12 protein-coding genes are annotated in these 13,067 nt (G+C 64.8%); 6 read left to right on the forward strand and 6 right to left on the reverse strand.

The window, feature by feature from the left end; all coding sequences use genetic code 11:
• From ABWW33_RS07205 to ABWW33_RS07215, 3 genes are read left to right on the forward strand one after another with little or no spacing between them, the layout of a single operon-like run.
• On the forward strand, nucleotides 1–795 hold the full coding sequence (locus ABWW33_RS07205; RefSeq protein ID WP_176654919.1) for a hypothetical protein: 795 nt from the start codon (nucleotides 1–3) through the stop codon (nucleotides 793–795).
• Nucleotides 795–1,646 carry a hypothetical protein gene (locus ABWW33_RS07210; protein ID WP_353400420.1) on the forward strand — a complete coding sequence of 284 codons (852 nt, stop codon included), beginning with the start codon at nucleotides 795–797 and terminating at the stop codon, nucleotides 1,644–1,646. Before ABWW33_RS07205 ends, ABWW33_RS07210 begins: the two co-directional genes overlap by 1 nt.
• The gene (locus ABWW33_RS07215) at nucleotides 1,646–2,110 is read left to right on the forward strand and encodes a hypothetical protein (RefSeq protein ID WP_176654921.1); all 465 of its coding nucleotides are present in this window, start codon (nucleotides 1,646–1,648) and stop codon (nucleotides 2,108–2,110) included. Before ABWW33_RS07210 ends, ABWW33_RS07215 begins: the two co-directional genes overlap by 1 nt.
• A 111-nt stretch (nucleotides 2,111–2,221) precedes the next feature.
• On the opposite strand, the gene ABWW33_RS07220 is transcribed toward ABWW33_RS07215, so the two are convergent.
• Nucleotides 2,222–3,361, reverse strand: coding sequence for an MFS transporter (locus ABWW33_RS07220; RefSeq protein WP_353400708.1), 1,140 nt, complete (start codon nucleotides 3,359–3,361; stop codon nucleotides 2,222–2,224).
• Between the two features lie 111 nt (nucleotides 3,362–3,472).
• Entirely contained in the window at nucleotides 3,473–4,456 is a 984-nt protein-coding gene (locus tag ABWW33_RS07225; protein WP_353400423.1) for an LLM class flavin-dependent oxidoreductase, read from the reverse strand.
• Between the two features lie 297 nt (nucleotides 4,457–4,753).
• Here ABWW33_RS07225 and ABWW33_RS07230 point away from each other — a divergent pair, with 297 nt between their 5' ends.
• On the forward strand, nucleotides 4,754–5,665 hold the full coding sequence (locus ABWW33_RS07230; protein WP_353400426.1) for a TraB/GumN family protein: 912 nt from the start codon (nucleotides 4,754–4,756) through the stop codon (nucleotides 5,663–5,665).
• Here ABWW33_RS07230 and ABWW33_RS07235 read toward each other — a convergent pair.
• From ABWW33_RS07235 to ABWW33_RS07245, 3 genes are all read right to left on the reverse strand, one after another.
• The gene (locus tag ABWW33_RS07235; RefSeq protein WP_353400429.1) at nucleotides 5,659–6,171 is read right to left on the reverse strand and encodes a hypothetical protein; all 513 of its coding nucleotides are present in this window, start codon (nucleotides 6,169–6,171) and stop codon (nucleotides 5,659–5,661) included. The genes ABWW33_RS07230 and ABWW33_RS07235 overlap by 7 nt on opposite strands.
• A gap of 357 nt (nucleotides 6,172–6,528) precedes the next feature.
• Entirely contained in the window at nucleotides 6,529–6,921 is a 393-nt protein-coding gene (locus ABWW33_RS07240; protein WP_353400432.1) for a VanZ family protein, read from the reverse strand.
• Nucleotides 6,922–7,233: 312 nt separating this feature from the next.
• Nucleotides 7,234–7,995, reverse strand: a complete 762-nt coding sequence (locus ABWW33_RS07245) for an SDR family NAD(P)-dependent oxidoreductase (RefSeq protein WP_176654926.1) — start codon at nucleotides 7,993–7,995, stop codon at nucleotides 7,234–7,236.
• Nucleotides 7,996–8,102: 107 nt separating this feature from the next.
• Between ABWW33_RS07245 and pyrF the strand changes: the two genes are divergently transcribed.
• Nucleotides 8,103–8,927 (forward strand): orotidine-5'-phosphate decarboxylase, encoded by an 825-nt coding sequence (gene pyrF, locus ABWW33_RS07250; protein WP_176654927.1) that lies wholly within the window; start codon nucleotides 8,103–8,105, stop codon nucleotides 8,925–8,927.
• Here the strand turns inward: pyrF and ABWW33_RS07255 are convergent, their stop codons facing one another.
• A complete protein-coding gene (locus ABWW33_RS07255) occupies nucleotides 8,928–9,851 on the reverse strand; it encodes a LysR family transcriptional regulator (protein WP_176654928.1) in 924 nt (307 codons plus the stop codon).
• Nucleotides 9,852–9,979: 128 nt separating this feature from the next.
• Between ABWW33_RS07255 and ABWW33_RS07260 the strand changes: the two genes are divergently transcribed.
• Nucleotides 9,980–13,066 carry a TonB-dependent receptor domain-containing protein gene (locus ABWW33_RS07260; protein ID WP_353400437.1) on the forward strand — a complete coding sequence of 1,029 codons (3,087 nt, stop codon included), beginning with the start codon at nucleotides 9,980–9,982 and terminating at the stop codon, nucleotides 13,064–13,066.
• The last annotated feature ends 1 nt before the right edge of the window (nucleotide 13,067 follow it).

Consider the following 13,067-nt stretch of genomic DNA (forward strand, 5'->3'; position numbering starts at 1 on the left):
ATGAGAACCCCCACCACCTGGCGTGCGCTGGCGCTGTGCGCGGCTTTGGCCTGCGGCACGCAACCGGCGTCGGCGCAAATGCAGCCGCTGAGCGAAGAGGAACTGTCCAACACGCGTGGCCAGGGCCTGGTCGCGCTCACCAATAGCAGCCTGGGCGGCTACGACTTCAGCAAGATCGCGCTGGACGCCGACATCACGCTGAGCGCCAACCTGCGCAACATGCGGCTGGGCGAATACAACTACTCGCTGCGCAACGGCGGCGGCGCCGACATCGACATCGGCCTGCTGCAGTTCGGCCGCAGCGACGGCACCGAGGCGCAGCGCCTGGTGCATATCAGCAATCCCTATTTTGAATTTGTGTACCGCAACGCCGGCGACGGCGCGGCGCGTGAAGTGATCGGCATGCGCTTCGGCTTCGACGCCATCAGCGGCGACGTCGGCATGAAGATCAACACCCTGTCCGGCTCGATGAAGGTGAGCGGGCTGGCGGCCGACGGCACGGGCGTGCTGCTCGATTCGCATACCGACGCGCTGGGCGGCAAGCGCTGGGACGGCTCGTGCACGGCGCCGTGCCTGTCGTTCGCGCAGCTGGGCGGCGTGACGGCGGGCGACGCCAGCGGCCCGAGCCGCGACTTCTGGGTGTCGGTGCTGAAGAACGGCGTGCAATTCCCGACGGCGGCCGGGGCGCCGGTGTCGGATCCGGCGCAGGCCGGCGTCTGGCTGAACTGGCGCGACAAGCTGCAGGCCTTGAATACCACCGGCATCGTTCCGCCCAACCTGCCCAAGGTGAAGTGATGGGCGCGGCGCGCGCGTTGCTGTTGTCTTCGTTGCTGGCGGCCTTGCCGGCGCTGGCGATGGAGCCGCTGAACGACGCGGCGCTGTCGTCGGTGCGCGGGCGCGACGGCGTCAGTTTCGACTTGAGCGGTTTCGCCATGAGCGGCGATGCGCGCGTCACCTACACCACGCCGACCGGCACCAGCCTGTACGCGGAAAAACTCAGCGCCTCGCGCAGCGACAATCCGCTGCCGTTTTCCGACCCCTACAAACTCGACATCGTGTCCGGCGCGCCGGGGCTGGCCGACGTCATCAACATCGCCTTCCCGCTCAACACCAGTGCCGACCAGCGCTGGCAGATGGCTTACGACTGGGGCGTGGGCGCGGACGGCGTCACGCGGGAGCAGGGCAGCGTGGTGGTCAAGGACATGGTGTTCTATGGCGGCGGCCTGCAGTTCTCGACGCCGCAGGTGAACGACGGCATCGCCTTCGGCGCTGCGCTGCGGATGGATATCGGCCAGCTGTCGTTCCAGCCGCGCGGACGCACGGATGCGACCGAGGCGATGGTGCTCAGCGGCGTGCACATTGGCGGCGTCGACGGCAACGGCGTGTTCAACAACACGCCGTGGATGCTGGCGAACGTGGCCTCGCAGCCGGCGGTGATCAACGCGCTGACCGACGAGACGGGGCCGCGGCTGCACATCGGCATCGACTGGCCGGACCCGCGCTACGGCAGCGGCGTGGCGCCGGCGGGCGGGATCGCGGTCGACAATATTTCCTTCGTCAGCCCGGGGCAGCCGGCGGTGGACCTGGGATCGTCGCGCATAGGCTCGATCCAGATCCAGTACCTCGATATCAAGTTCAAGCACTGATGGCGCGCGCACTCTATTTACTGTTGATGCTGGCGGCGGGCGTGGCGCGGGGCGGCACGCTGCAGGCGCTCGACGACAAGGAGTTGTCGCAGGTGAGCGGGCAGGACGGCATCAGCTTTGCCGCGCACATTTCGCTGAACGATCCGACGCTGGTGGGGGCGGTGGCCGACAGCCGCCTGTCGCTGGGCTTCAACGGCGACGGGCAGAACCGCTACATCGTGTTCAAGAATGTGCGCGGCATGGTGGACATGTTTGCCGTCACCTTGGGCGTGCAGAACCGCAGCGACGGCGGCGGCGACTACATCGCCATCGGCCTGCCGGGATATGTACGCTACACCAACTTCGGCTTCGAATCGCTGAGCGTGCAGACCGACCCGAACGCGCCGGTCACCGGCAACCTGGGCAGTCTCAACATCAACGGCAACGTCTCGCTGCAAGGCCAGGTCCGCCTCTGGTCGCATTAAATCCGGAGTCTGGATCCGGGGTCAGATCTGACAATTGGACACGGGCTCTACCGTAGCTGCTGCTACGGTAGAGCCCGTGTCCAATTGTCAGATCTGACCCCGGATTACGGTTTATTCGGTGGCGAAGATGCACAGGGCGGTCAATGGGAAGGCGAGGCCGGTCCACAGCACGCCGGTCCAGCCGTGGGCGGCGAACATCCAGCCGCCCAGCGACGATCCCAACGCGCCGCCCATGAAGAACAGCGCCATGTACAGGCCGTTCAGCCGGCTGCGGATTTCCGGCGGCAAGGCGAAGATCGCCCGCTGGCCCGTCACCAGATTGGCGGAGACGCCCATGTCCAATATGATCGAGGTCAGCACCAGCACCCCCAGGTCGACCAGGCGCGTCGAATGGATCAGCAGCGGCAGCGCGAAGGCGATGGCGCCCAAGGTCAGCGCGGCGGCCGTCGTCGAGCGGCTCTTGCCCTGGTCGGCGCGGCGGCCGGCGATCGGCGAGGCGATCGCGCCCGCCACGCCCACCAGCGCGAAGATCGCCACGCCCGACTGGCTCAGGTGGAAGTAGGGGCCGGTCAGCTCCAGCGAGACGCAGGTCCAGAACAGGCTGAAGGCGCCGAACATGCAGGCCTGGTAGGCAGCGCGGCGGCGCAGTATCGGCGTGGTCTTGAGCAGCTGCCACATCGAACCCAGCAGCGCGAAGTAGTGCAGGCCGGAATCCGGCTGGCGTTGCGGCAGCCTGGCGCGCAGCAAGAACGCCAAGGCGGTGGTGGTGAGCGCGGAGATGACGAAGATCGCATGCCAGCTCAGCGCATCGGCCACCAGGCTAGCCACCGGACGCGCCAGCATGATGCCCATCAGCAGGCCGCTCATCACCTTGCCCACCGTCTGGCCGCGCTTTTCCGGACGCGACATGTGGGCGGCAAACGGCACCACGATCTGCGCCGCCACCGAGCCCAGGCCGATGCAGAACGCGGCCAGCAGGAACAGGGCGGCGCTGCCGGTGAACGAGGCCGCCAGCAGGGCCACCGCGGTGGTCAGCAGGGCGATGAAGATCAGGCGCCGGTTTTCCAGCAGGTCGCCCAGCGGCACGATGAACAGCAGCCCGAGGCAGTAGCCGATTTGCGTCAGCGTGACGATCAGGCCGGCCGCGCCGGGGTCGAGGCCGGTGGCGTGGCTGATCGGGCCGATCAGCGTTTGCGCATAGTACAGATTGGCGACGATCAGGCCGGTCGCGGTGGCGAACAGCCAGACCATGCCGGAGGAGATGTCTTGCTGGGCGTGGGACTGGCTCACTGGGCGCTCCTTCAATTTGCAGGCGGTAATTTTACCGGCGATAACAAATTGCTGCTGAGCGCAGGTATTTTCTTACGACTGCCGCACTTCGGCGGTGATTTCGTAGGAGCGCAGCCGCTGCGCATGGTCGAAGATCTGCGAGGTGATCATCAGCTCGTCGGCGCCGGTGCGCTCGATGAATTCGCGCAGCTGGCGGCCGACCGTCTCCGGCGCGCCGATGGCGGCGCAGGACAGCACCGTGTCCAGCATGGCCCGCTCCTGCGGCCCCAGCGATTGCAGATAGCCGGTCTTGGGCGGCGGCAGTTGCGACGGTTTGCCGGTGCGCAGGTTGACGAAGGCTTGCTGCATCGACGTCGCGCGGAAGTGGGCTTCCTCGTCCGTGTCGGCCGCGAAGACGTTGAAGCCCAACATCACGTACGGCTTGTCCAGCTGCGCCGACGGCTTGAAGTTGCTGCGGTACAGCGACACCGCCTGCATCATCATCTGCGGCGCGAAGTGCGAGGCGAAGGCGAACGGCAGGCCGAGGTGCGCAGCCAGCTGCGCGCCGAAGGTGCTTGATCCCAGTATCCACAGCGGCACCTTGGCACCTTTGCCGGGCACGGCCAGCACGCGCTGGCGCGGCGTGTCGGACATGTAATCTTGTAGTTCCAGCACGTCCTGCGGGAAGGCGTCGGCGTCGGTTTCCAGCGTGCGGCGCAAGGCGCGGGCGGTGGTCTGGTCCGAGCCGGGCGCGCGGCCCAGGCCGAGGTCGATGCGGCCCGGATGCAGCGCTTCCAGCGTGCCGAACTGTTCGGCGATCACCAGCGGCGAGTGATTCGGCAGCATGATGCCGCCGGCGCCGACGCGGATGGTCGAGGTGCCGCCGGCCACGTGCGCCATGACGACGGCGGTGGCGGCGCTGGCGATGCCGGGCATGCCGTGGTGCTCGGCCAGCCAGTAGCGCTGGTAGCCCCAGCGTTCGCCGTGCTGCGCCAGGTCCAGCGTGTTGCGGAACGATGCGGAAGGATTGCTGCCTTCGGCGATCGGGGAAAGGTCGAGTATGGAAAATGGGATCATGGGCGGTATGTCGGGCCGGTACGACATTTATCAATGAAACCCATGGCAAGAATGTGGGTATGACATCAGTTAAAGTATTAAAGCGCTAATAACTTGATCTTTTAATAGTTATTTTATTGGCGGCCTGATATTTAAATGTGCTGCTTTTGCCGATATTTTCATCGGCCTTTAAAAAGATATTTTCTTTGGCGTTTTCCTGATTTACTATTGGAAACAGTAACCCAAGCCGCGTTACCAATCCCTTATTCAATGTAAATATTATCTCGATGGCATTCCGTGCCCTCGCGGGGAAAACTCATGCCGTCGAAAATTGCCATTTTATTTAGCGTGTTGATTGGTGTATGCCAGGCGGCGTTCGGCGCCGGCCTGACCGAGATGGCGCCGGCCGCGCATCGCGGCCAGCTGTACCGGGTCACGCACGACGGCAAGACCAGCTATCTGTTTGGGACCATTCATGTCGGCAGGGACGGCGTTGACCCGCTGGACCCGGTGGTGACGCGCGCCTTGCTCGATTCCAAGGCGCTGGTGATCGAACTCGACATCCGCGAGGCCGCGCCATTCCAGCTGGCGCTGGCCCGCCATGGCCGCTACGCCGACGGCGATACGGTGCAAAACCATCTGAGCCCGGCCACGCTGCGGCTGACGGTGCAGGCGCTGGCTCAAGCCGGGCTGTCGCTGCAATCGGTTCAGCAATACAAGCCGTGGCTGATCGCCAACCTGCTGATCGGCGCGGAAATGGAAGTCCACGGCTACCAGCGCAGCCAGGCGGTGGAGTATGCCTTGCTGGCGGCGGCGCAAAAGCAGGATAAAACCGTGCGCCAGCTGGAAAGCGCCGATTACCAGCTGAGCCTGTTCGACACGCTGGACGAGCGTCAGCAGGAGCAGTACCTGCTCGAAAACCTGGCCGACCTGGCCGATGGCGCCTCGCTGAAGAAATCCACCGCCCTGATCGACGCCTGGAGCGCCGCAGACGCCCCGGGCATCCACGCGGCGTGGCAGTCCGCCACCAGCGGCGACACGATCTCGGCCGGCTTCATGAATCGCGTGCTGCTAGGCAAGCGCAATCCCGAGATGGCCAGCAATATCGAGCGCATCATGCAGCAGGACCAGGTCGCGTTTGTCGGCGTCGGCCTGCTGCATCTGGTGGGCGACGACGGCCTGCCGCAACTGCTGAAGCGGCGCGGCTATCAGGTCGAACAGCTCTACTGATAGCTGCTCAGCATGCCGTTGTTGTAGCGGACGCGGTCGCCGATCTTGTACGAGGGCATGGAGTCGACCACCACCATCTGGCTGGTGCCGTCGTCCATGCGCACGGTGACACGGTAGACCTTGTCGGTCGGCAAGCCGGCGCTGCCGCCCGCCGCCGCCGCGCCCACGGCGCCGACGCCCACATCCTGACGCTGCATCTGGTCGATGGCCTGCACCACGCCGTACGAGGTTTGCGCCGAGCTGGAGGTGCTGGTGGCGGGCTGCGCGCCGCTGCCATAGCTGCTGCCGGTGGACGCGGTGCCGCTGCCGGCCATGCTCGGGCTGCTGCCGGATGTGCCGGTGGCGCCCGAGCCGGTGGTGTTGGCCATGCTGCCGGTGCTGCCGCTGCTGGATGGGTAACTGCTGCTGGACATGCCGCTGTCGCTACTGCTGCTACTGCGATCCGCCGCACAGCCGGCCACGGCCAGCATGCACAGTGCGGCGATGGCTTTTTGGGTCATATTCATCTTCATAGTTCCTCCCCCGTTCGATTAATCAAAATGGCTCCCCATTTGAGTCAGAGGGCGGCGCCGCCGTTTTGTTCCCGCTCTACGGACGGCCAATTGATGTACATCAATTGAAAGTTGCTAGTCGCAAGCAATAATTGTCGGGTATCACTTTATAGGACATCGATATGTTGACACACGTGACAGATACTATTATCGAAGAGTTAATTAATGCAACCTGCGGCACGCCCCGCAGCCGGCACTTGTTGGCGCATTCATTGCATGAATTGGTACGTGTGGCCAAGGCCGAGCAGTTGCAGCAGATGCGTTTGGATGTCGAGCTGGCCTTGTGTGCGTCCGCGGACTGCACAGGCGATATCAGCGCGACGGCGGGATGCGGAAGCGGGTCCACAGGGCCCACATAAAGGCGGCCGTCAGCGCGGCGGCGTTGCAGTCGACCAGCCAGTCGGACACGGCGCCATGGCGGTACGGGAAGAAACTCTGCACGTATTCGTCGAGCGCGCCCATCAGGGCGATGGTCAGTACCGCCTTGCCGGCCCGTTGCGCCAGGCTGCCTGTGCCGCCGGTGAACAGCAGGAAGGTCAGGCCGGCGTAGGCGACCGAATGCAGGATCAGGCCAGGAGCGACCTGGGCGATGTCCTGGCGGGCGCCGGGCAGGGAGCCCAGCACCAGTATCATCAGGTACAGGACGATCGCGGTCCAGTAGCGTAGTCGTGCGTGGGAATTCGTCAGGATGAATTGCTTGATCATGAACCAGACAATACCATGCAGCGGAAGAAAGCGGGAGTGGTGCACCGGGACCCCGGTGCACCTTTCTTCAGTCATGCCTATCGGTTGCATGTACTCAAGATGTAATCAGTATATGGAGCGAATATGACGCGGCTATGACAGTGGACAAAAAAATGGGCAAAAAAAAAGCCCGCTGGTGAAAGCGGGCTTAAAACTATTTTCTTGGAGGAGAATAGTGGAGACAGGTGTAATTATGCCGTCGCGATAGATATGTGTCTAATTGTCGTTTCAGATACCAGACATCAGCAATGCGCATAACTGCCCCGCAAGCCTTTATTTAACTGGCACCGTGTAGTTCAAGGCGAGGCGTCCGCCGTCCACATAAAGTGTTTGGCCGGTCATGTAGCTGGCGTCGTCGCTGGCCAGGAAGGCGGCGATGGACGCCACTTCCTCCGGTTCGCCGCAGCGGCCCATCGGCGTGCGCGACAGGATGGTGTGGCGCGCTTCCGGGCTGGCCATCACCGCCTGCTTGGCCAGTTCGGTCAGGATGGTGCCGGGGCCGATGCCGTTGACGCGGATGCCGTGCGACACCAGATTCAGCGACATGACCTTGGTCAGCTGGTTGATCGCGCCCTTCGACACCACGTACGGCACCTGGTTCGGGATCGCCAGCTCGGCGTTGACGCTGGACATATTGATGATGCAGCCGCTCTGCTGCTTGACCATCTGGCGCGCCACGGCCTGGCCGCACAAGAACATGGACTTCAGGTTGATGCGCAGCACGCGGTCGAAATCGTCCTCGGTCAGGTCGAGGAAATCGGCGGCGTGGGTGACGCCGGCGTTATTGATCAGGATGTCGATGCGGCCGAACTCGGCGATGGTGGCGGCCACCAGCGCGTCGACGTCGGCCTTCTGACTCACATCGGCGGCGAAAAAGCGCGCTTGCTCGCCCAACGTGGCGGCGGCGGATGCGCCCTCCGGCTTGATGTCGACCAGCATGACCTTGGCGCCCTCGGCCACCAGGCGCTGGGCGCAGGCCAGGCCTATGCCCTGGGTGGCGCCGGTCACGATCGCGACTTTTTGGGATAATTTCATGGAATACGCTTTCTATGGAGAGAGGGCAAATTTTAACAGCCCGATGCGAACCGCCCGATGCCGGCGCGGTACAATAGAGGGTTTGCAACAAAATAGAAGGGTGCGTCGTGACTTTCATCAACAAATTATCCGCCGCATGGACGGCCAACGACTCCCTGCTGTGCGTGGGCCTGGATCCGGACATGGCCAGGCTGCCGGCGCAATTCCAGAACGATGCGCAAGGCATCTACCACTTCTGCCGCGAAATCATCGACGCGACGGCCGACCTGGCCTGTTCGTTCAAGCCGCAGATCGCCTACTTCGCGGCGCTGGGCGCGGAAGACCAGCTGGAAAAAATCTGCCACTACGTGCGCGACAACTACCCGCACATCCCGCTGATCATGGACGCCAAGCGCGGCGACATCGGCGCCACCGCGCGTCAGTACGCGCGCGAAGCCTACGACCGCTACGGCGCCGATGCCGTCACCGTCAATCCTTACATGGGCTCGGACTCGGTGGAGCCGTACATGGAGTGGAGCGACCGCGGCGTCATCATCCTGTGCCGCACCTCGAACCCCGGCGGCTCGGACCTGCAGTTCCTCAACGTCGACGGCAAGCCGCTGTACCAGCACGTGGCGCGCCTGGTGGCGGAAAAATGGAACGGCAACGGCCAGTGCGCGCTGGTGGTCGGTGCCACCTTCCCGGAAGAACTGGCGCAGGTGCGGGCCATCGTCGGCGACATGCCGCTGCTGGTGCCCGGCATCGGCGCGCAGGGTGGCGATATCGCCGCCACGGTCAAGTCGGGCAAGACGTCCGCCGGCACCGGCATGATGATCAACTCGTCGCGCGCGATCCTGTACGCGGCGCCGCAGGGCAGCAGCGAGGACTTTGCCGCAGCCGCCCGCCGCGTTGCTGAGGAAACCCGCAACGCCATCAACCTGCACCGGGCTTAGTCAGTCGTACTTCAGCCGCACTTCCGCCAACCGCTCGGCCTCGGCCAGGAAATTGACCAGGGTCGGCGGCGGGTCGGCGGCGCGGCAGGCCAGCGTCAGCGGCGCTGCCAGGCCGCCGTCGGCGATCCTGCAGTAGACCACGCTGCCTTCGTGGAAGCCGCGCATCGATGCCGGCACCGCCGACACGCCGGTTCCCGCCGCCACCAGGCTGATATTGGTCAGCATGCGGTCCACCTCGACCGCGATCTTCGGCGTGAAGCCGGCCCGCACGCAGGCCGCCACCAGATCCGCATACATGCCCGGCGCACCGCCGCGCCGCACCAGCACGAACTGTTCGTCCCGCAATGCCGACAAGGCGATGCGCGGCATGCCACGTCCGCCGTGGCCGCTCAGCGCGGCATGGCCGGTGGGCAGCACCAGCAGCATTTCCTCTTCCAGCAGCGTATGAAAAACGATGCCGTCCGGCCGGCTGACCGGCTGGCGTAAAAAAGCCACGTTCAGCGTGCCGGCGGTCAGCGCCTCGGTCAGCTCGGCGGCGTTGCCTTCGCGGCAGTCCAGCCGCACCGCCGGCCAGGCTGCGCGGTAGGCGCGCATCAGGCGCGGAATCATCGCATGCGCCGCCGCCGAGCTGGTGAAGCCCACCGACAGATGGCCTTCGGCGCCGCTGGCCGCCCGCGCCGCCCGCGCCGAACCTTCGCTGACGCTGGACAGGATGGCGCGCGCCTCCTGCAGGAAGGCGACCCCGCCGGGCGTCAGCGCCGCGCCTTTCGGGTGGCGCCGGAACAACGGAAATCCCAATTCTTCCTCCAGCGCGCGAATTTGCTGGCTCAGCGGCGGCTGCTGGATCTGCAGGCGTTCGGCCGCGCGCGTGAAATGCTCTTCCTCTGCGACGGCGATGAAATAGCGCAAATGCCTGAGCTCCAAGAGGACTCCATATTTATTAAGTATCGAACATGCGAAGTTAAGATATTTTACATCAGGATGACCGCCGTCTAGGATGGCTTCGCTGCGCTACAGACGCGGCGTACAACAAAAAAATATTGGAGATAGCAATGACGTATCAGAAAAAACGCAGGCAACTGCTGTGGGGAGTCGCACTATGCTCGGCTGCGGTGTCCACGCAGGCGCAGCAAACACCCAATGCACCGGCCAAGCCGGCCGAGGAAATGACCAAGGTCACCGTGGTCGGCACCAGCATCAAGGGCGCCCGCATCAGCACCGCGCTGCCGGTCGCCGTGATCACCGCCGATGAGATCGCCGCCACCGGCGCGGTCGACGGCGACGACCTGCTGCGCCAGGTGCCGCAGGTGGGCGACGTATTTTTCAATCCGACCAACCAGGCGCAGACCAGCAACACCGCGCGCGGCGACGTCAGCTCGATCGACCTGCGCGGCGCCGGCCTCGGCGATACCCTGGTGCTGCTGAACGGCCGCCGCCTGGTCACGCACCCGACCAGCAACGGCAACAACACCGTGCCGCTGATCACCTACAACTCCAGCGCGATTCCCGCGTCCGGCATCCAGAGTCTGGAGATCCTGCTCGACGGCGCCGGCGCGATCTACGGCTCGGACGCGGTGGCCGGCGTGGTCAACACCGTCATGAAAACCGATTTCAACGGACTGACCGTCAGCAGCCAGTACGGCCACGCCGAAGGCACCAGCCGCTCGGAAACCAATACCAATATTTTCGGTGGCAAGAATTTCGCCGATGGCCGGGGCAACCTGTCGATGTCGTTGAGCGTGCTCAACCGCAGCCACCAGAACCCCAGCGATATGCCGTTCACCGCCGACCAGGACAAGCGCGCGCTGTTTGTGGGCACGCCGTGGGCGGGCAACGGCACGGCGGACGGACGCGGCAACCAAAGCTCATGGATGAACGGTTCGGTGTTCAACGGCAGCGGTCCGGTGACGTCGGCGATCAAGCAGGGCACGACGTCGCTGACCACGGCGGCCGGCGCCTTCCACATCCAGCCGAACAATATCGCCGGTTGCGTCACGCAGCTGGGCAATAACCTGTGCCTGGGCACGGCCGGCAATGCGCAGGGCACGACCGGCGCCGGCAACATCCTCAAGTACAACAACGCGGCCAACGATGCGATCACCGTGTCGCCGGCGATCCAGCGCCAGAACATGTTCCTCAGCGGCCACTACGACCTGGACGACGTCACTACCGTCTACGGCGAGCTGGGCGTCTACCACGCCACCGCGCAGACCCTGACCACGCAGCCGACCAGCCTGGTGCCGGTCGGCGTGCCGGCGTCGAACTATTACAACCCGTTCGGCCCGGTCAAATTTGCCGACGGCACGACCAATCCGAACCGCCTGCCCAACCTGAGCAACGTGCCGGCCTCGGGCCTGCCGCTGACCTTCACCAATTACCGCTTCAACGACTTCGGCCCCGACCGCGTCGATGTCGAGAACTACCAGTACCGCTACCTGATCGCGCTGAAAGGCACCAAGGCCGGCTTCGACTACGACACCGGCCTGCTGTACTCGGTCGCCACCGCCACCGACATCTCGGACGGCGTCGATTCGAATGCGCTGTACAAGCAGCTGGCGCTGTCCACGCCGGACGCCTACAACCCCTTCAACGGCAGCTGCATCAACGGCGCCGGCGGCGGCGACTGCACGCCCAGCTCCAAGGCCGCGCTGGACGCCACCCGCATCCGGGTCAAGCGCGCCGACCGCACCGGCCTGCTGCTGGGGGATTTGAAACTGTCCCGCCGGGACCTGTTCAGCCTGCCGGCCGGCGATGTCGGCGTGGCCTTCGGCTTCGAAGCGCGGCGCGAAACACAGGAAGATAACCGCGATCCGCACGTCAACGGCTCGATCCCGTTCTTCGACGCCGTCACCGGCTTGACGCAGCCGTCCAGCGCGACCGGCGTCAACGTCACGCCGTCGTCCAAGGGCAGCCGCGTGGTGGGCGGCACGTTTGTCGAGTTCGCCGTGCCGGCGATCTCGCAGCAGATGCACGTGCCGCTGGTGCAGGCGCTCAATTTCCAGGTGGCCGGCCGCTATGAGCACTACAGCGATTTCGGCAGCGTCTCCAAGCCGAAGGTGGCGCTGTCGTGGGACGTCAACGACAGCGTGCGCTTCCGCGCTTCATACTCGCAAGGCTTCAAGGCGCCCAACCTGGAAACCACGGCCGACTACACCTACGGCCGCGCCAGCAGCGTGACCGACTACTTCAAGTGCGAGGCCGACATCCGCGCCGGCCGCCTGACCAACTTCAGCAACTGCTCACGGGTGCCGGGTGTGCGCTACTTCATCTCCGGCAATCCGAAACTGGGTCCGGAAACCTCGACCACGTCGAACGTCGGCCTGGTGTTGCAGCCGGCCTTTATTCCCGCCTCGCTGGGCCGCTTCACCATGACGGTGGACCGCTGGCGCATCGACCAGGTGGGCATCGTCGGCACGCTGGGCCTGAGCAATGTGTCGGCGGCCGATTACCTGAGCCGCGTCACCGGCGGCGCTGGCGATCCGCGCATCATCCGCGCCGCGCCGAACGCCGACGATGTGGCCGCCTTCGCCGGCACCGGCCTGACGCCGGTCGGCAACATCACCGACGTCAAGGACACCTTCCTGAACCTGCAGCCGCAGCACATCAGCGGCTACGACGTGACGCTGAACTGGCGCAAGCGCACGGCCACGCTGGGCAACTTCGACGGCAACCTGAACATCGGCTACACCGACAAGTTCACCAAGTCGCCGCTGAGCGGCATCAGCGACCTGATCGCCGCGCGCGCCGCCGGCCAGCTGAACGCGGCACTGCCTTTGAGCGACCTGGAGAACAACCAGCTGCGCAACTACGGCCATCCGGAAGTGAAGGTCGCCGCCAACCTGACGTGGAAGCTGCGCGAGTGGCAGGTCGGGCTGTCGGGCAATTACATCAGCGCCGTCTACGACACCAACTTCCTCACGCCGGCCGGCCAGGCTTGGCGCGAAGGCGGCGAAACGCTGTGGAACGGCTACGTGCAATACAAGCTGCCGATGGACAAATGGCTGCAGGAAGCCCGCGTCAAGCTGGGCGCGCGCAACCTGTTCGACAAGCTGCCGCCGCTGGCGCAGGGCGGCTATAACGGCGGTCTGTACAACCCGTACGGCCGCTACCTCTATCTCAACCTGAGTGCGACTTTCTGAC

This window comes from Duganella hordei, from assembly GCF_040369125.1.
GTDB classification, from domain to species: domain Bacteria; phylum Pseudomonadota; class Gammaproteobacteria; order Burkholderiales; family Burkholderiaceae_D; genus Rugamonas; species Rugamonas hordei.